Source organism: Microbacterium sp. T3-8, from assembly GCF_055398145.1.
The window spans coordinates 1,807,876-1,825,327 of sequence record NZ_AP027918.1; the positions used below are offsets into that span (position 1 = coordinate 1,807,876).

A 17,452-nucleotide genomic window follows, 5' to 3' on the forward strand; every position below is an offset into this window, starting at 1 on the left:
AGTATATACCCGATGGTATGTAATGGGTGTCAGTGGCGAGCGCCCGCGATCCTCGCCGAGAGTTCGTGGGCGTGAGCGAGCAGCGTGCGGCCGAGGTGCGCGAGGCGATCGGGGCCGAAGCGGAACTCCACGCCCGTCAGGCTCAGAGCCCACTCCGGACGGCCGTGGCGATCGAACACGGCCGCGCCGATGCCCCAGCTGCCTTCCACGATGAGGCCGGGATTGACCGCGAAGCCGCGTTCCTTCGTCTCGGCGAGGCGCGCACGCAGCGGCTTCTGCGCATGCGGGCGGCCCCACGTCGACGCGAGCTCCGGGTGCCGACCGAGATACGCATCCACATCGTGGTCGGGAAGGAACGCCAGGATCGCGAGGCCCGCGCTCGCCACGCCGAGGGGGAAGCGCACGCCCTCGCTGAGCACGAATGAGCGGATCGGGAAGGCGCCTTCCTCACGGAGGAGGCATACGGTCTCATCGGCTCGTCGTACCGAGAAAAAGGCGCTCTCCTCGGTCTTGACGGCGAGCGACCGCACGATGTCGCGCGCGAGAGCGGTGACGTCGTAGCGCGCGGCTGCGGCGTTGCCCATGAGGTACAGCTCGGGTCCGGGCATCCAGCGGGCGGTCGTGTCGTCCCGATCGACGAGTCCCTCGGCGCGGAGCGCGCTGAGCAGGCGATGCGTCGTCGACCTCGACAGGTCGGCGGCGTGGGCGAGCTCCTGGAGCGCCATCCCTTCGGGGCGCCCGCCCGAGACGAGGCGGAGGAGTCCGGCCGCCCGTGCGATGGCCTGCGCTCCCGGCACGCTCGTCGACGCTCGTTCCATAATGTGGACGCTACTCGGCGAAACGTCCACATCGCAAGCATCCGCTGTCGCTCCCACCGCGCGACCGTCAAGCTGGACCCAACGCCCGTTCGAAGGAGTACGCGTGATCGACAAGCACTGGCCCTCTGCCGCGGAGGCGGTCACCGACATCCCCGACGGAGCGTCCCTCGCCGTCGGCGGGTTCGGCCTCTCCGGGAACCCCATCGCCCTCATCGAAGCTCTGCTCGCCCAGGGGACGACGGACCTGAGCGTCGTCAGCAACAACTGCGGCGTCGACGACTGGGGTCTCGGCATCCTGCTCGGAGCGCACCGCATCCGCAAGATGACGTCGTCGTACGTGGGCGAGAACAAGGAATTCGAGCGTCAGTTCCTCACTGGCGAACTCGAGCTCGAGCTCACCCCGCAGGGAACCCTCGCCGAGAAGCTGCGCGCCGGCGGGTCGGGGATCGCCGCCTTCTTCACGCAGACGGGCGTCGGTACGCAGGTCGCCGAAGGGGGTCTGCCGCGCAGATACGCGCCCGACGGCACGATCGCCGTCGCCTCGCCCGCCAAGGACGTGCGCACCTTCGGCGAGGGGGACGACGCCCGCGAGTACGTGCTGGAGGAGGCGATCACCACCGACTTCGCCCTCGTGCACGCTGCCGTCGGAGACCGCCACGGCAATCTCGTCTTCACCAAGGCCGCACGCAACTTCAACCCGCTCGCCGCGATGGCGGGCCGGATCTGCATCGCGCAGGTCGAGCGCCTCGTCGAACCGGGCGAGCTCGACCCGGACGGGGTGCACCTGCCCGGCGTGTACGTGCACCGCGTCGTCGAGGTCGGACCCGACATCCCCAAGCGCATCGAGCGACGCACCGTCGCCACGGAAGGAGCCTGACATGGCGCTCACCCGAGACCAGATGGCCGCCCGCGCCGCCGGAGAGCTCGAGGACGGCTCGTACGTGAACCTCGGCATCGGGCTTCCCACCCTCGTCCCGAACTTCGTACCGACGGGCGTCACCGTGGTGCTGCAGTCCGAGAACGGCATCCTCGGCGTCGGCCCGTACCCGACGGAGGATGCCGTCGACCCCGATCTCATCAACGCGGGTAAGGAGACGGTCACCGTGCTCGCGGGATCGGCGTTCTTCGACTCGGCGACGAGTTTCGGCATGATCCGCGGGGGCAAGATCGACGCCGCGATCCTCGGTGCCATGCAGGTGTCGGCGACCGGAGACCTGGCGAACTGGATGATCCCCGGGAAGATGGTCAAGGGCCCCGGTGGGGCGATGGACCTCGTGCACGGTGCCGCACGCGTCATCGTGCTCATGGAGCACGTCGCGAAGGACGGATCCGCCAAGATCGTCGAGCGGTGCTCCCTGCCGCTCACCGGTCGGGGGGTGGTCGACCGCATCATCACCGACCTCGCCGTGATCGATGTGACCGAGGCCGGCCTCGTGCTCGTCGAGACGGCCCCCGGAGTCACCGCCGACGAGGTCATCGCCGCCACCGAGCCCCCGCTGACACTGTCGCCCGCGCTCGCCGGTCTGAGAGGCTGAAGGACATGCACGACACCGATATCGTCATCGTCTCCGCCGCCCGCACCCCGCAGGGTCGTCTCAAGGGTCAGCTCGCGGCCGTCACGGCCCCGCAGCTGGGCGCCTTCGCGATCCGCGGTGCGCTCGAGCAGGCATCCATCCCCCCGGAGGACATCGACGCCGTCATCGTCGGGCAGGTCCTCTCGGCGGGATCCGGGCAGAACGCCGCACGCCAGGCGGCCATCGGCGCGGGGATCGGCTGGGGCGTTCCCGCACACACGGTCAACAAGGTGTGCCTCTCCGGCCTCACCGCGATCATCGACGCCGCTCGCATGATCCGCACGGGAGATGCCGAGGTGGTCGTCGCGGCCGGCATGGAGTCGATGACCCGCGCCCCGCACCTGCTCATGGGGTCACGCGACGGATGGGCCTACGGCAGTGTCGAGGTGCTCGATCACATGGCCTACGACGGGCTCACCGACGCGTACGACCGGGAGAGCATGGGAGCGTCCACCGAACGGCACAACGCCCGATACGAAGTCACGCGCGAGGCTCAGGACGCCGTCGCCGCGCTCTCGCATCAGCGTGCGGCGGCCGCCCAGGCTGCGGGCGTGTTCGACGACGAGATCGTCACGGTCTCGGTGCCTCAGCGCCGCGGGGAACCTCTGCTCGTCACCGCGGACGAGGGAATCCGCCCCGACACGACGGTGGAGTCGCTCGCAGGACTCCGTGCCGCCTTCGCAGAAGGGGGCACGATCACGGCGGGCAACTCCTCGCAGATCTCCGACGGAGCCTCCGCCGTCATCGTCACGACGCGCGCGCTCGCCGCGGAGAAGGGATGGCCCGTCCTCGTGACGGTCGGCGCGAGCGGCCAGACCGCCGGGCCGGACAACTCCCTGCAGGCGCAGCCGGCGCGCGCGATCGAACGCGCGTGCGAGAAGCAGGGGATCTCGCCGTCCGATCTCGATCTGGTCGAGATCAACGAGGCGTTCGGCGCCGTGGTTGCGCGTTCGCAGGTCGAACTCGGCCTGGATCCCGCGCTCGTCAACATCCACGGGGGAGGGATCGCGATCGGGCATCCGATCGGCGCATCGGGTAATCGCCTCGTCGTGCACCTGGCGCACGAGCTGGCGCGTCGCGGCTCCGGCACGGCGGCCGTCGGCCTCTGCGGCGGGGGCGGTCAGGGCGAGGCGCTGATCCTCACCCGGTGACACGCGGACTCAGGAGGAGCGGCGGCGCGTGCGCTTCTGCGCCGCCGCCTTCTGCGCCTGCTTCTCGTCGCGGTTCGCGCGCTTCGCCTGCGCGGGGGCGAGGGGTGAATCCAGGGCGACCTCGAGACCGCGGTCGAAGCGGCGGGTGTCGCGCACGGCGCCGATCGCGAGGGCGAAGGTGATGGCCCAGCTGATCCAGGCGAGCGCGGCGCGCCAGGTGACGGGGGACTCGCGGGTGCCGCGGAGGAGCGAGACACCGGTGGTGATCGCTCCGAACAGGCCCGTGCTGAACAGATAGCGCATGCCCCTACGCTACCGCCCGAGTCCCGGCCGGGGCGGGGGATTGACACGAACGCCGGATGCCGGGCATACAGCCCCTTCGGATCGGCACTCGCTATCATGGGTGTCAGTCGCGGCTCGTCCGCGACCGTAGAACCGTGTATCTACCGGCCGTCGGCACTCCGACGGACAGCGGCGGCACCCGACCACCGCGTCCGCGGGCGCGCGAGAGCCATGACCCAGACACACACCTCCACCGAGCCGAGCCTCTTCCGTCTCGCCGGCTTCCCCTACTTCCTCATCGCCTTCATCGCGAGACTGCCCTTCGCGATGATGGTCGTCGGCGTGCTGACCGTCGTCGTCTCGGCGCGCGGATCGCTGTCGCTCGGCGGGCTCACCTCCGCAGCGGTCGGCCTCGGCACCGCGTGCTTCGGCCCGCTCCTCGGTGCCGCCGCGGATCGCTACGGCCAGCGGACCGTGCTGCTGCTGCTCGCCATCGCGAACGGCACGATGATGGTCGTGTTCACCCTCGTCGTCTACGGCGACGCGGTCGACGGCCTCGTTCTCCTGGCCGCAGCCGGCATCGGGGCGACGGCCCCGCAGGTCTCGCCGCTGTCGCGTGCGCGGCTGGTCACGATGATCAGCGAGCGGATGCCGGAGACCCGCCGGGCCCGCACGGTCTCGGGCACCATGGCCTACGAGTCCGCCGCCGACGAGACGGTGTTCGTCTTCGGGCCGTTCATCGTCGGCATCCTCGCGTCGCTGATCGCGCCGTGGGCTCCTCTCGTGGGCGCGGCGGTCCTGACGATCGTCTTCGTCGGTGCGTTCGCCCTCCACCCGAGCGGTCGACACGTCGCCGCCGTGCGCGGGGCAGACGGGGCAGCGCCCTCGGCGGTGTCGGAACTCTTCCGCCCGCAGCTCGTCATCGTCGTGATCGGCATCCTCGGCGTCGGCATGTTCTTCGGCACCATGCTCACCTCGCTGACGTCGTTCATGGCGGACCGGGGCGCCTCCGAACAGGCGGGTCTGCTCTACGGTGTGATGGGCGTCGGCTCGGCCGTTCTGGCGCTCGGCGTCGCGTGGCTTCCGGTCCGCTTCTCGCTCCGCGCCCGGTGGCTGGTCTTCTCGGGCATCCTCTTCGCGGGCTCGCTCCTGCTGGGCGTCGTGGATTCTCCCGCGATGATGATGCTCGCTCTCGGCATCATGGGGGTCGGCATCGGCCCGACGCTCGTGACGCAGTACAGCTTCGGCGCCGCGCGCAGCCCGCTCGGACGCTCGGCGACGGTCATGACGATGCTCGGCTCGGGGATCGTCGTCGGCCAGTCGATCGGTGCGGCCGTCGCCGGTGAGCTCGCCGAGAACGTCGGCACCTCGGCGGCGCTCGTGCTGCCGATCGTCGCGGCCGGGGTCGCGTTCGCAGCGGGTCTCGTCAACTGGGTGCTCAGCCGCACGCGTGCGCGGAACGTGGCCGTCGCGGCGTGACGCGGTGAACCGGGGCCGCGAACCTCGATAGCCTGGGGGTACCCCCTGGTGTGAGGAGCCATCTTGGCCGCTGCAGAGTTCGTCGTCGTCGCCAACCGTCTTCCCGTCGATCGGGTCGAGGGCCCCGACGGGGAGGAGACCTGGCGCACGTCGCCCGGCGGACTCGTCGCGGCTCTCGAGCCGATGATGCGCAGCACGCACGGCGCGTGGGTCGGCTGGGTCGGCCAGCCCGACGTCGAGCGCGACCCCTTCGAGGCCGACGGCATCCACCTCATCCCGGTGTCCTTGAGCGCGCAGGAGGTCGCGGAGTACTACGAGGGCTTCGCCAACGACACCATCTGGCCGCTGTACCACGACGTCATCGCGCCCCCGCAGTTCCACCGCGAGTGGTGGGACGCCTATGTCACCGTCAACCGGCGCTTCGCCGAGGCGGCGGCCGCCGCGGTCGCGGAAGACGGCACGGTGTGGGTGCACGACTACCAGCTGCAGCTCGTTCCGCAGATGGTGCGTGAGCTCCGCCCGGACGTCACGATCGGGTACTTCCACCACATCCCTTTCCCGGCGCACGGCCTCTATGCGCAGCTGCCCTGGCGCGACCAGGTGCTGCAGGGCCTGCTTGGAGCCGACGTGATCGGGTTCCAGCGCGCGCAGGACGCCACCTACTTCCTCACTGCGGTGCGGCGCCGCCTGCGTTACGAGGTCAAGGGCGCGAACATCGCCGTCCCGCAGGACGACGGCTCGATCCGGACAGCCGTCGCCCGCGCCTTCCCGATCTCGATCGACACCGCTCCCTACCTGGATCTCGCTGCGAACCCCGCCGTCCAGGCCAGAGCCGCGGAGATCCGTGCGAGCCTCGGCAACCCGAAGCGCATCCTGCTGGGCGTCGATCGCCTCGACTACACCAAGGGCATCCGTCACCGGATCAAGGCCTACGGCGAGCTCCTCGCCGAGGGGCGTCTGAGCGTCGACGACGTGACGCTCGTGCAGGTCGCGAGCCCCAGCCGCGAGCGCGTCGACGCCTACGTGCACCTGCGCGACGAGATCGAGCTGGCCGTCGGGCGCATCAACGGCGACAACGACACGATGGGGCACACCGCGATCCGCTATCTGCACCAGGGGTATCCCCGCGAGGAGATGGTCGCGCTGTACCTCGCGGCCGATGTCATGCTCGTCACCGCTCTGCGCGACGGCATGAACCTGGTCGCGAAGGAGTACGTCGCCACGCGCGTCGACAACCGGGGAGTGCTCGTCCTCAGCGAGTTCACGGGCGCCGCCGACGAACTCCGCCAGGCGGTGCGCGTCAACCCGCACGACATCGAGGGCGTCAAGGCCGCGATCATGACCGCGGTCGAGATGACACCGGCCGAACAGGGCAAGCGCATGCGCTCGCTCCGTCGCCGTGTGCTCGAGAACGACGTGGACGCCTGGTCGTCGTCGTTCCTCTCCGCGCTCGACGACGCACGCCGTTGAGCCGCCCCGCATCTTCCCGCCCCCACGACTGGAGACACCCATGACCAGCCCCTGGATCCCCGGAACCCCCGCGCCCGAACTGAGCGCGCTCGCGCGTACCGAGCGCCTCGTCGTCGCCCTCGACTTCGACGGCGTCGCCTCGCCGCTCGTGCCCGATCCCATGGCGGCTCGCGCGCTGCCGGAGACCGTGGAACAGATCCGTCGTCTGACGGCCCTGCCCGACACGATCGTCTCGTTCGTCTCCGGGCGCAGCCTGCACGACCTCCGCATCATCACCGAGCACGAGGACGACTCGCCGGTCGCCCTCGCGGGATCGCACGGCGCGCAGTACTGGTTCCCCGGCGAGGGCGAGGCCGCACCGACCGGCGACGCCACCGAGGAGGGTGCCCGAGAGGAACTCTGGGCGGCCGCTCGTCCGATCATCGACCGCTACGAAGGCGCCGAGTTCGAGCCGAAGACCTTCGGCATGGGCGTGCACACGCGTCGGGCGGATCGGGAGACCGAGGAGAAGCTCTTCGCCGAGATCGACGCGCTCGCCGCCAAGCGATTCCCGCACTGGCGCCGTCGCGCGGGCCATCGCGTGCTCGAGTTCTCGTCGCGGACGGAGGGCAAGGACGCCGCGATCGGAGTGCTCCGCGAGCGCTTCCACGCCACCGGCATCCTCTTCGCCGGCGACGACGTCACCGATGAAGACGCCATGCGCGTGCTGCAGCCGGGCGATCTCGGCGTGCGTGTCGGCCCGGGGGAGAGCGCCGCGGCGCTGCGCGTCGACGGACCCGTCGATGTCGCACGCCTTCTCGGCGCGCTGGCGGACGAGCGGGCCGCCGGGCGGGAATAGACTGCCTGCATGTCTCCGCACGATCCTGCCAGCGCGTCCATCGACATCAAGCCCCGCAGTCGTGTCGTCACCGACGGCATCGAAGCCACGACCTCACGAGGCATGCTGCGTGCCGTCGGCATGGGCGACGAGGACTGGGAGAAGCCTCAGATCGGCATCGCCTCGAGCTGGAACGAGATCACGCCCTGCAACCTGAGTCTCGACCGGCTCGCGCAGGGTGCGAAGGAGGGCGTGCACTCGGGCGGCGGCTACCCGCTGCAGTTCGGCACGATCTCCGTCTCCGACGGCATCTCGATGGGCCACGAGGGCATGCACTTCTCGCTCGTCTCGCGCGAGGTCATCGCCGACTCGGTCGAGACGGTCATCATGGCCGAGCGCCTCGACGGAACCGTGCTGCTCGCGGGCTGCGACAAGTCCATCCCCGGCATGCTCATGGCGAGTGCGCGCCTGGGGCTGTCGAGCGTGTTCCTCTACGCCGGCTCGATCGCGCCGGGATGGGTGAAGCTCTCCGACGGCACCGAGAAGGACATCACGATCATCGACTCCTTCGAGGGCGTCGGCGCCTGTCGTGCGGGTCGCATGACGGAGGAGGACCTGAAGCGCATCGAGTGCGCCTTCGCTCCCGGAGAGGGTGCCTGCGGCGGCATGTACACCGCCAACACGATGGCCTCGGTGGCCGAGGCCCTGGGGCTCAGCCTTCCCGGCTCCGCGGCGCCGCCCTCGGCCGACCGTCGCCGTGACTACTTCGCCCACCGCTCCGGCGAGGCCGTCGTCAACCTGCTGCGCCAGGGGATCACCACGAAGGACATCCTGACGAAGGAGTCGTTCGAGAACGCGATCGCCCTCGCGATGGCGCTCGGCGGTTCGACCAACGTCGTGCTGCACCTGCTGGCGATCGCTCGCGAGGCCGAGATCGACCTGAGCCTGCACGACTTCAACCGCATCGGCAGCAAGACGCCGCACGTCGCCGACATGAAGCCCTTCGGCAAGTACGTGATGAACGACGTCGACCGTCACGGCGGCATTCCCGTGATCATGAAGGCGATGCTCGACGAGGGCCTGATCCACGGCGACGCACTCACGGTCACCGGCAAGACGGTCGCCGAGAACCTGCGCGACCTCAACCCCGATCCCGTCGACGGCGACGTCATCCACACGTTCGACAACCCCATCCACGCGTCCGGCGGCATCACGATCCTGCACGGCTCGTTCGCCCCAGAAGGAGCGGTCGTGAAGTCCGCAGGCTTCGACGCCGACGTGTTCGAGGGCCCGGCGCGCGTGTTCGAGCGCGAGCGCGGAGCGATGGATGCTCTGGCGAACGGCGAGATCAACGCCGGCGACGTCGTGGTGATCCGCTACGAGGGCCCGAAGGGCGGGCCGGGCATGCGCGAGATGCTCGCGATCACCGCGGCCATCAAGGGCGCGGGACTCGGAAAAGATGTACTACTCTTGACGGACGGACGATTCTCAGGCGGCACAACCGGCCTGTGCATCGGCCACATAGCACCCGAAGCGGTGGACGCAGGTCCTATCGCCTTCGTGCGCGATGGTGATCTGATACGGGTCGATATCGCAGCTCGCTCTCTCGACCTACTCGTCGACGAGGCGGAGCTCGCCTCCCGCCGCTCTGGCTGGGAGCCGCTTCCCCCGCGCTATACCCGTGGCGTTCTTGCCAAGTACTCACGCCTCGTGCGGTCCGCCGCCGAAGGCGCGACGACGGGCTGATCCCGACTCGTTCGGCACGCAGCATCGTCGTCTCCGGCATCCGATGCCCTACAGATCACCAGAAGGAAAGTCATGACTGCTGACTCCGTCTCGGCTGTGCCGAGGCCGCCCGCCCGTCAATCCAACGCCCCCGAGATCACCGGCGCCGAGGCCGTCGTCCGTTCGCTCGAGCTGCTCGGGATCACCGACGTCTTCGGACTTCCCGGCGGCGCGATCCTGCCCGTGTACGACCCGCTCATGGACGCGTCCGACCTGCGTCACATCCTCGTGCGGCACGAGCAGGGTGCCGGCCACGCTGCCGAGGGCTATGCATCCGCCTCCGGCAAGGTGGGCGTCTGCATCGCGACGTCCGGACCCGGAGCCACGAACCTCGTCACCGCGATCGCCGACGCCTACATGGACTCGGTGCCCCTGCTGGCGATCACCGGACAGGTGTTCTCGACGCTGATGGGAACGGATGCCTTCCAGGAGGCCGACATCGTGGGAATCACGATGCCGATCACGAAGCACTCCTTCCTGGTGAAGGACGCCGCCGACATCCCCGGCGCGATCGCCGCCGCATACGAGGTGGCATCGACCGGCCGTCCCGGTCCCGTGCTGGTCGACATCACGAAGGACGCGCAGCAGGCGATCGCGCCGTTCGTCTGGCCGCCCAAGGTCGATCTGCCCGGTTACCGCCCCGTCACCAAGGCGCACGGCAAGCAGATCCAGGCCGCAGCCGCCCTGCTCGCCGAGGCCAAGAAGCCCGTGCTCTACGTCGGCGGCGGTGTGATCCGCGGACGCGCGTCCGCCGAACTGCTCGAACTCGCCGAGTCGACCGGTGCGCCCGTCGTGACCACGCTCATGGCCCGCGGTGCATTCCCCGACTCGCACCCGCAGCACCTGGGCATGCCGGGCATGCACGGCACGGTCCCGGCCGTGCTCGCGCTGCAGGAGGCCGATCTGCTGATCTCGCTCGGCGCCCGCTTCGACGACCGTGTGACCGGTAAGGCTGCGCTCTTCGCGCCGAACGCGAAGGTCGTGCACGTCGACATCGATCCCGCCGAGATCTCGAAGATCCGCATCGCGGACGTGCCGATCGTCGGCGACGTGCGCGACGTGCTCGTCGACCTCGAGGCCGCCTACCGCGGCGCGATCGGCAGCGCGAAGCCCGACACCGAGGAGTGGTGGTCGTACCTCGACGGACTCCGCAACGAGTTCCCCCTCGGCTACACGCCTCCGACCGACGGCCTGCTCGCGCCTCAGCACGTGATCCAGCGCATCGGCGAGCTGACGGGCCCCGAGGGAATCTACGCGGCCGGCGTCGGACAGCACCAGATGTGGGCGGCGCAGTTCATCAAGTACGAGCGTCCGAACGCCTGGCTCAACTCCGGCGGAGCCGGGACCATGGGGTACTCCGTGCCCGCGGCCATGGGTGCCAAGGTCGCCGAACCCGACCGCGTGGTGTGGGCGATCGACGGCGACGGATGCTTCCAGATGACCAATCAGGAGCTCGCGACCTGCGCGATCAACAACATCCCGATCAAGGTCGCGATCATCAACAACTCCTCGCTGGGCATGGTGCGCCAGTGGCAGACCCTGTTCTACGACGGGCGCCACTCCAACACCGACCTGAACACCGGGCACGGCACGGTCCGCATCCCCGACTTCGTGAAGCTCGCCGAGGCCTACGGATGCCTCGCGATCCGCGTCGAGAAGGAGGACGAGGTCGATGCGGCGATCCAGCTCGCCCTCGAGACGAACGATCGCCCCGTCGTGATCGACTTCGTCGTCAGCGCCGATTCCATGGTGTGGCCGATGGTGCCCCAGGGCGTCAGCAACAGCTACGTCCAGTACGCCCGCGAGCACGCGCCCGCATTCGACGAGGAGGACTGACCATGTCGACCCACGTGCTGAGCCTCCTGGTCGAGGACACCCCCGGCCTCCTCACCCGCGTCGCAGGGCTCTTCGCCCGGCGCGGATTCAACATCCACTCGCTCGCCGTCGGTGTGACCGAGGTGCCCGGCATCTCGCGCATCACCGTCGTCGTCGATGTCGACGAGCTGCCGCTCGAGCAGGTCACCAAGCAGCTCAACAAGCTGATCAACGTGATCAAGATCGTCGAGCTCGACTTCGCCACCTCGGTGCAGCGCGAGCACATGCTCGTGAAGGTGCGCACCGACAACGCCACCCGCTCGAACGTGATCGAGGTCGTGAACCTCTTCCGCGCCTCGGTGGTCGACTACGCCGCCGACGCGCTCGTGATCGAGGTCACGGGCGACAAGGGCAAGGTCGACGCGATGCTCCGCGCGCTCGAGCCCTTCGGCATCAAGGAGATCGCGCAGTCGGGCCTCCTCGCCATCGGCCGCGGCGGCAAGAGCATCACCGAACGCGTCCTGCGCGGCTGACCCAGACCACCCCATCCATCCGCTCCACCGCCGTCCGGCACGGAGCGAGAAGAACCGCCACGAACAAGGAGAAACACACAGTGAGCACCGAGATCTTCTACGACGCCGACGCCGACCTGTCCCTGATCCAGGGCAAGAAGGTCGCCATCGTCGGTTACGGCTCGCAGGGCCACGCCCACGCGCAGAACCTGCGCGACTCGGGCGTCGAGGTCGCGATCGCCCTCAAGGAGGGCTCCAAGTCGGCTCCGAAGGCCGAAGAGGCCGGCTTCGCGGTCAAGACCGTCGCCGACGCCACCGCCTGGGCCGACGTCATCATGATCCTCGCGCCGGACCAGCACCAGCGCACGATCTACAGCGAGTCGATCGCCCCCAACCTGACCGCGGGCAAGACCCTCGCCTTCGCGCACGGCTTCAACATCCGCTTCGGCTACATCGATGCTCCCGAGGGCGTCGACGTGATCCTCGTCGCCCCGAAGGCGCCGGGCCACACCGTCCGTCGCGAGTTCGTCGCCGGTCGCGGCATCCCCGACATCATCGCCGTCGAGCGCGACGCCTCGGGCAAGGCCTGGGACCTCGCACTCTCGTACGCGAAGGCGATCGGCGGTACCCGCGCCGGCGTCATCAAGACGACCTTCACCGAGGAGACCGAGACCGACCTGTTCGGCGAGCAGGCCGTGCTCTGCGGTGGCGTCAGCCACCTCGTGCAGGCCGGTTTCGAGACGCTGACCGAGGCGGGCTACCAGCCGCAGATCGCGTACTTCGAGGTGCTCCACGAGCTCAAGCTCATCGTCGACCTCATGTGGGAGGGCGGCATCGCCAAGCAGCGCTGGTCGATCTCCGACACCGCCGAGTTCGGCGACTACGTCTCGGGCCCGCGCGTCATCGACGAGCGCGTCAAGGAGAGCATGAAGGGCGTGCTCGCCGACATCCAGTCGGGTGCGTTCGCGAAGCGCTTCATCGACGACCAGGACAACGGAGCCGAGGAGTTCCTGGCGCTGCGCGCCAAGGAGGAGCAGCACCCGATCGAGGTCACCGGTAAGGAGCTGCGTTCGCTCTTCGCATGGAAGCAGCAGGACGAGGACTACATCGACGGCAGCGCTGCGCGCTGATCGACCGATAGACGAGAGCGGGCGTCCCGGAAGGGGCGCCCGCTCTTTCGCGTCCGGTGGTGGTCAGGGGCGGGTGAGCTCCTCGAGCACCTCGACGACGTGGCGGTACGGCTGTCCCGTGGCGCGGGTCATCCCGATCTCGCACGTGCGGTTCGCGGAGACGAAGGCGTCGAAGCCGCCCCGATCGGCATCGGCCGCACGTACCTCCTCCGATTCGACCGCGGTCGCGCTGGCAGTGAGCTCGGGGTGCAGCATGCCCCGATCTCCGGCGAAGGCGCAGCATCCCCAGCCCTCGGGAACGAACACGTCCGTGGCGACGGCCGCGGCGATCTCGGTCAGAGCGCCGGTCGCTCCGAGCGCGGTCGTGGAGCAGGTCGGATGCACCGCCACACTGTCGAGCTTCGCCTGAACGGTCACGCGGGGGAGCACCTCCCGAGCGATGTAGGTCGTCGCGTCCTCGATGACGAGGCCTGCGTACTCCGGATACTCGGAGACGGACTTCGCGAGCATCGTGTGGAGCCCCTCGGTGCAGGAGGCGGCATCGCACACGACCGGAAGATCGCCGAATCGGCTCGCCTCCCAAAGGCTCGACAGCACGCGTTTCGTCATGCGGTCGTAGCCGGCGAGGTGCCCCTTCGACTTCCAGGGCGTGCCGCAGCACATTCCGCCGGCATCCTCCGGGATCACCACGGCGATCCCGGCCCGATCGAGAAGCGCGCGGACCGCGTCCCTCGACCCCTCTCCGTGCCCCTCCGCGCCGAACATCGTGCCGATGCACGCCCCGAAGAACACGGCACGGGCGTCGGACGGGTTCTGGGCGGACGGGGCCTTCGTACCGCCGCGCGGGAGTCCGCCGTCGTAGAGAGGGACGGTATCGGATCCCAGGATCGCTCGTCCGACCCGGGTCGCACCGGTCACGATCGGGGCGGGCAGGGCGGAGGCGAAGGTCAGCGCCGTACCGCCGACGCGCGTCACGGCGCCCCAGCCCTTCGCCGCGGCATCCCAGAGGCCGTCCTCGATCTTCGACGCTTCCTCGGCGCGCAGGCGACGGACGAGATCGCCGGTGTTGATGTCGACGGGGCACGCGACTGCGCACATGCCGTCGACCGCACAGGTCTGCACTCCGTCGTAGTCGTAGTCGGCGCGCAGGTCCTCGAGAAGCGCGGTGTCTCCCTGCTCCTCGGCCCAGGCCATGTCGCGCCGCAGTACGATGCGCTGGCGCGGGGTGAGGGTGATGTTCTTGCTCGGGCACGTCGGCTCGCAGTAGCCGCATTCGACGCACCGGTCGACCTCCTTCTCGACCGTCGGCACGCGCTTGAGGTCGCGGAGGTAGGAGTCCGGGTCGTCGGAGAGCACGACGCCCGGATTGAGGATGCCGGCGGGATCGAAGAGACGCTTGATCGACCACATCATGTCGGTCAGTTCATCGCCGTACTGACGGCGGACGAACGGCGCCATGATGCGCCCCGTCCCGTGCTCCGCCTTCAGCGAGCCGCCCTGGCCGAGCACGAGCTCGACGAGGTCGTCGGTGAAGCGCCGGTAGCGCGCGACGCTGTCGGGATCGTCGAAGCGTTCGTTGAGCAAGAAGTGCACGTTGCCGTCCTTGGCGTGACCGAAGATCACCGACCCCTCGTAGTCGTGCGCGGCGAACAGCTCGATCAGGCGCTCGCAGGTCACCAGTAGACGGTCGACCGGCACGACGATGTCTTCGAGCAGCGCGGTGGTGCCGGACGGACGTGCTCCGGCGACAGCGGTGTAGAGGCCCTTGCGCACGTGCCACAGCGCCGCGCGCTCCGAGGCATCGGTGGTCAGCGCCGCCTCGATCGCGAGGGGGAGGTCGGCGAAGTGTGCGAGTGCGGTCGCACTGTCGATCGCCAACTCCTCGGTGCTGCCGGCATGGACCTCGACGAGGAGTGCCGCGTGCTGATCGACGTCGATGTCGGCGATCGCGGCGGGCACGTCGCCGAGCCCCTGCGCGACGCGGAGTGAGGCGGCATCGAGGAGCTCGATCGTGGCGAGCCCGAGGTCGCCGAGCCCGGGGAGGGCGGCCATCGCATCGGAGAGCGTGGTGAACACGAGCAGGCCGGTGGCGATAGCAGGACGGATCGGGATGGTGCGGAAGCGCGCCTCGGCGACGAAGGCGAGTGTGCCCTCCGAGCCGATCACGAGGTGCTCGAGGATGCGCACCGGGGTGTCGAAGTCGAGGAGGGCGTTGATGCCGTAGCCCATCGTGTTCTTCATCGAGAACTGGCGGCGCACGAAGGCGACGTTCTCGGGTGAGGACAGCAGCTGTGCGCGGAGGGCGAGGAGCCCCGTGGCGAGGTCGGGATCGGAGTCGCGCAGGCGCTCATCGGCGTCGGGAAGTGCGGTGTCGAGGACGGTGCCGCTCGGCAGGACGAGGAGGAGAGACTCCACGGTCCGGTAGGAGTTCTCGACGATGCCGCAGGCCATGCCGCTGGAGTTGTTGGCGACGACACCCCCGATCGTGCAGGCGATCTCGCTGGCGGGGTCGGGGCCGAGCTTGCGACCGTGGCGCACCAGACGCGTGTTCACCTGGCGCACGGTGGCGCCGGGGCCGACCCGCACCGAGGCGCCGTCGTCCTCGACGCGGATGTCGCGGAACCCGCTGCGCGTGTCGACGAGGATGTCGCCGCTGACGCCCTGTCCCGAGAGGCTCGTGCCCCCGGAACGGAACGTGAGCGTGCGCCCCGCTGCGCGCACGGCCTCGAACACCCGGGCGACTCCCGCGGCGTCGGTGGGGGAGAGCACGGCATCCGGCACGAGCAGGTAGTGGGAGGCGTCGTGCGCCCGGGCGAACCGGTCGATCGAGCGGGCGTGCACCTCGGTCGACGGTCCGAGGATCGTCGGATCGAGTGGTTCGGCGAGAGTGATCGACACGGGAGGCTCCTCGGCGCTGACGGAAGATTGTCTGACAAGTGTACCGATGACCACGATCTCGCTAATCTGAGTGGGTGAACAGTCCCATGGATGCCCCGCTCGCGGTCGTCGGCGTCGTCGATGCCGTCACGTCACGGCTGCGGGATCGCATCCTGAGCGGGGACCTCCGCTCAGGCTCGGCGCTCACCGAAGCGTTCGTGTCGGAGGAGTACGCGGTCGCTCGGCCGAGTGCGAAGGCCGCGATCGAGCAGCTCGTCGCCGCGGGCCTCCTCGAGCGCACCGCGCACCGCAGTGCCCGTGTCGTGGCGATCGACCCGGAGACCGTGCGCGACGTCTATCGCACCCGGACGCGACTGGAGAGCGCGGCGTTGCGAGAGCTCGCCGGCACGCGCACGGTACCGGCTGCGGCGATCGCGGCGAACGCCGAGATCCAGGCGATGCCCGCGGGGCCCGATCCCGCCACCGTCGATCCCGATCTGCGCTTCCACACGGCGCTGATCGATGCCCTCGGCAGCGCTCGAACGGGCCGGATGTACCGCAGTGTGCTCGACGAGGCGCGGATGTGCATGGCGCAGGTGCAGGGCCGTCGTCTGCTCGAGGCCGGCGTCATCGCCGCCCAGCACGCCGAGATCCTCGACGCTTTGGCGGCCGGTGAAGCAGAGCGGGCCACCGCCGTTCTCGGCATCCATCTCTCGTCGGCGCAGGAGCGCCTCGTCGACGCTCTCGGCGCGGACTGACGAATCCGGCGATCAGCTCGCCGGGGCCTCTTCGACGACGAGCGGGGCCTCCGCCGGGTCGGCCCACACCGGTGCGGGCAGCACGGTGTCGACCTGTCCGGCCTGAATCGCGCGGAGAGCCTCGGTGATCTCCTCGTCGTTCTCGGGGACCGGGAGGCCGCAGGCGCGCAGCTCGGAGCCGAACTGGAGGGTCAGGCGGATCTTGCCGGCCTCGACCGCTTCGGCGGTGGTGCCGGTGCGGATCTCGCTGCCGGTCTGGATCGCCGACACCTCGTCGCACACGTGATAGACGGCGCCGCCGTCGACCCACACGACCTCGTCCTTGCCCAGCAGCTGGATCACCGCGGACTGATCGGCCGTGTACTGCTCGACGGAGGGCGGGTCGAAGTCGATGCCGATGAACACCGCGATCGCCGCGAGCACGATGCCGACGATGCCCGCCGTCGTCTTCTGGCCCTTGTCCATGTCCTTGTTGAGGAAGACCAGGATGATCAGGGGGAGGAACGCCACGATGGCGATGATCGCGCCGAGCTGATTCTGCACGAAGAAGCGCACGGTGTCGGATCTCCGCGCGGGATCCAGGCGATTGGCCTTCTTCCAGAGCACCGACCCGGTGATCGAGAGTGCGGCGATGACGACGAGCAGCACGAGCAGCGCGATGAACGCCCACTGCGGGAACTGCGCCGTGACGCCCTGCTCCTCGAGTAGTCCGGTGTCGGGGTCGCGGACGAACGTGCCGTCCTCGCCGACGAACACGCGCTGACGGATCAACCAGAAGATGCCGACGGCCTCACCGACGATCGCGAGGAGCCACAGCGCTCCGGCGATCCAGCGGAAGCGTGTGGCCTTCGCCTTCGCTTCGGGGGTCGGCTTCCAGTTCGCGGGCGGTTCGACACCCTCTGCATTCGTTGTGCGCTGCTCAGCCACGATGGCCCCCTCCTCGGTCGTGACGCCGAGCCTAGTGGACGAGGTGTCCTACGCTGG

Annotated in this window: 15 protein-coding genes; 11 read left to right on the forward strand and 4 right to left on the reverse strand. The window is 69.4% G+C overall.

Translation table 11 applies throughout. From position 1 onward, the window contains the following. Positions 1 to 29 precede the first annotated feature (29 nt). Complete coding sequence (locus tag ACZ5Y9_RS08520; RefSeq protein ID WP_247632359.1) at positions 30 to 818, reverse strand: IclR family transcriptional regulator; 789 nt, start codon at positions 816 to 818, stop codon at positions 30 to 32. Between the two features lie 103 nt (positions 819 to 921). On the opposite strand from ACZ5Y9_RS08520, the gene ACZ5Y9_RS08525 reads away from it, so the two are divergent. Genes ACZ5Y9_RS08525 through ACZ5Y9_RS08535 form a run of 3 tightly spaced genes read left to right on the forward strand, consistent with a single transcriptional unit; the run spans position 922 to position 3,543 of the window. Continuing rightward, the gene (locus ACZ5Y9_RS08525) at positions 922 to 1,695 is read left to right on the forward strand and encodes a CoA transferase subunit A (protein WP_464471130.1); all 774 of its coding nucleotides are present in this window, start codon (positions 922 to 924) and stop codon (positions 1,693 to 1,695) included. Between the two features lies 1 nt (position 1,696). Next, positions 1,697 to 2,353 (forward strand): 3-oxoacid CoA-transferase subunit B, encoded by a 657-nt coding sequence (locus tag ACZ5Y9_RS08530; protein ID WP_464471131.1) that lies wholly within the window; start codon positions 1,697 to 1,699, stop codon positions 2,351 to 2,353. A gap of 5 nt (positions 2,354 to 2,358) precedes the next feature. Beyond that, positions 2,359 to 3,543 carry an acetyl-CoA C-acetyltransferase gene (locus ACZ5Y9_RS08535; RefSeq protein ID WP_464471132.1) on the forward strand — a complete coding sequence of 395 codons (1,185 nt, stop codon included), beginning with the start codon at positions 2,359 to 2,361 and terminating at the stop codon, positions 3,541 to 3,543. Positions 3,544 to 3,552: 9 nt separating this feature from the next. Here ACZ5Y9_RS08535 and ACZ5Y9_RS08540 read toward each other — a convergent pair whose 3' ends face one another. Further along, positions 3,553 to 3,846 carry a hypothetical protein gene (locus ACZ5Y9_RS08540; protein ID WP_247622673.1) on the reverse strand — a complete coding sequence of 98 codons (294 nt, stop codon included), beginning with the start codon at positions 3,844 to 3,846 and terminating at the stop codon, positions 3,553 to 3,555. Between the two features lie 210 nt (positions 3,847 to 4,056). On the opposite strand from ACZ5Y9_RS08540, the gene ACZ5Y9_RS08545 reads away from it, so the two are divergent. The 7 genes from ACZ5Y9_RS08545 to ilvC all read left to right on the forward strand — a co-directional run bounded on the left by ACZ5Y9_RS08545 (position 4,057) and on the right by ilvC (position 12,833). Then, positions 4,057 to 5,304, forward strand: a complete 1,248-nt coding sequence (locus ACZ5Y9_RS08545; RefSeq protein WP_464471133.1) for an MFS transporter — start codon at positions 4,057 to 4,059, stop codon at positions 5,302 to 5,304. A 63-nt stretch (positions 5,305 to 5,367) separates the two neighbouring features. Further along, positions 5,368 to 6,774, forward strand: coding sequence for an alpha,alpha-trehalose-phosphate synthase (UDP-forming) (locus tag ACZ5Y9_RS08550; protein ID WP_247622671.1), 1,407 nt, complete (start codon positions 5,368 to 5,370; stop codon positions 6,772 to 6,774). A gap of 40 nt (positions 6,775 to 6,814) precedes the next feature. Then, positions 6,815 to 7,612, forward strand: coding sequence for a trehalose-phosphatase (gene otsB / locus ACZ5Y9_RS08555; RefSeq protein WP_464471134.1), 798 nt, complete (start codon positions 6,815 to 6,817; stop codon positions 7,610 to 7,612). A gap of 9 nt (positions 7,613 to 7,621) precedes the next feature. Further along, positions 7,622 to 9,337: a dihydroxy-acid dehydratase gene (gene ilvD / locus ACZ5Y9_RS08560; protein ID WP_247622669.1), complete on the forward strand. Its 1,716-nt coding sequence runs from the start codon at positions 7,622 to 7,624 to the stop codon at positions 9,335 to 9,337. 72 nt (positions 9,338 to 9,409) lie between these two features. After that, a complete protein-coding gene (locus ACZ5Y9_RS08565) occupies positions 9,410 to 11,212 on the forward strand; it encodes an acetolactate synthase large subunit (RefSeq protein WP_247622668.1) in 1,803 nt (600 codons plus the stop codon). A 2-nt stretch (positions 11,213 to 11,214) separates the two neighbouring features. Further along, complete coding sequence (gene ilvN / locus ACZ5Y9_RS08570) at positions 11,215 to 11,724, forward strand: acetolactate synthase small subunit (protein WP_247622667.1); 510 nt, start codon at positions 11,215 to 11,217, stop codon at positions 11,722 to 11,724. A gap of 80 nt (positions 11,725 to 11,804) precedes the next feature. Then, entirely contained in the window at positions 11,805 to 12,833 is a 1,029-nt protein-coding gene (ilvC, locus tag ACZ5Y9_RS08575; protein WP_247622666.1) for a ketol-acid reductoisomerase, read from the forward strand. 63 nt (positions 12,834 to 12,896) lie between these two features. Here ilvC and ACZ5Y9_RS08580 read toward each other — a convergent pair whose 3' ends face one another. Then, a complete protein-coding gene (locus tag ACZ5Y9_RS08580) occupies positions 12,897 to 15,731 on the reverse strand; it encodes an FAD-binding and (Fe-S)-binding domain-containing protein (RefSeq protein ID WP_464471135.1) in 2,835 nt (944 codons plus the stop codon). 74 nt (positions 15,732 to 15,805) lie between these two features. Between ACZ5Y9_RS08580 and ACZ5Y9_RS08585 the strand changes: the two genes are divergently transcribed. Beyond that, positions 15,806 to 16,468, forward strand: coding sequence for a GntR family transcriptional regulator (locus tag ACZ5Y9_RS08585; protein WP_464471136.1), 663 nt, complete (start codon positions 15,806 to 15,808; stop codon positions 16,466 to 16,468). A 12-nt stretch (positions 16,469 to 16,480) separates the two neighbouring features. On the opposite strand, the gene ACZ5Y9_RS08590 is transcribed toward ACZ5Y9_RS08585, so the two are convergent. Next, positions 16,481 to 17,395 (reverse strand): hypothetical protein, encoded by a 915-nt coding sequence (locus ACZ5Y9_RS08590; protein ID WP_464471137.1) that lies wholly within the window; start codon positions 17,393 to 17,395, stop codon positions 16,481 to 16,483. Positions 17,396 to 17,452 lie beyond the last annotated feature (57 nt).

Excerpts from the sequence above, each read along its gene's own strand:
- ACZ5Y9_RS08540 (WP_247622673.1), bottom strand. The coding sequence starts at position 3,846 with ATGCGCTATCTGTTCAGCACGGGCCTGTTCGGAGCGATCACCACCGGT.
- ACZ5Y9_RS08530 (WP_464471131.1), top strand. The coding sequence starts at position 1,697 with ATGGCGCTCACCCGAGACCAGATGGCCGCCCGCGCCGCCGGAGAGCTC.
- ACZ5Y9_RS08545 (WP_464471133.1), top strand. The coding sequence starts at position 4,057 with ATGACCCAGACACACACCTCCACCGAGCCGAGCCTCTTCCGTCTCGCC.
- ACZ5Y9_RS08520 (WP_247632359.1), bottom strand. The coding sequence starts at position 818 with ATGGAACGAGCGTCGACGAGCGTGCCGGGAGCGCAGGCCATCGCACGG.
- ACZ5Y9_RS08565 (WP_247622668.1), top strand. The coding sequence starts at position 9,410 with ATGACTGCTGACTCCGTCTCGGCTGTGCCGAGGCCGCCCGCCCGTCAA.
- ilvN (WP_247622667.1), top strand. The coding sequence starts at position 11,215 with ATGTCGACCCACGTGCTGAGCCTCCTGGTCGAGGACACCCCCGGCCTC.
- otsB (WP_464471134.1), top strand. The coding sequence starts at position 6,815 with ATGACCAGCCCCTGGATCCCCGGAACCCCCGCGCCCGAACTGAGCGCG.
- ACZ5Y9_RS08535 (WP_464471132.1), top strand. The coding sequence starts at position 2,359 with ATGCACGACACCGATATCGTCATCGTCTCCGCCGCCCGCACCCCGCAG.
- ilvD (WP_247622669.1), top strand. The coding sequence starts at position 7,622 with ATGTCTCCGCACGATCCTGCCAGCGCGTCCATCGACATCAAGCCCCGC.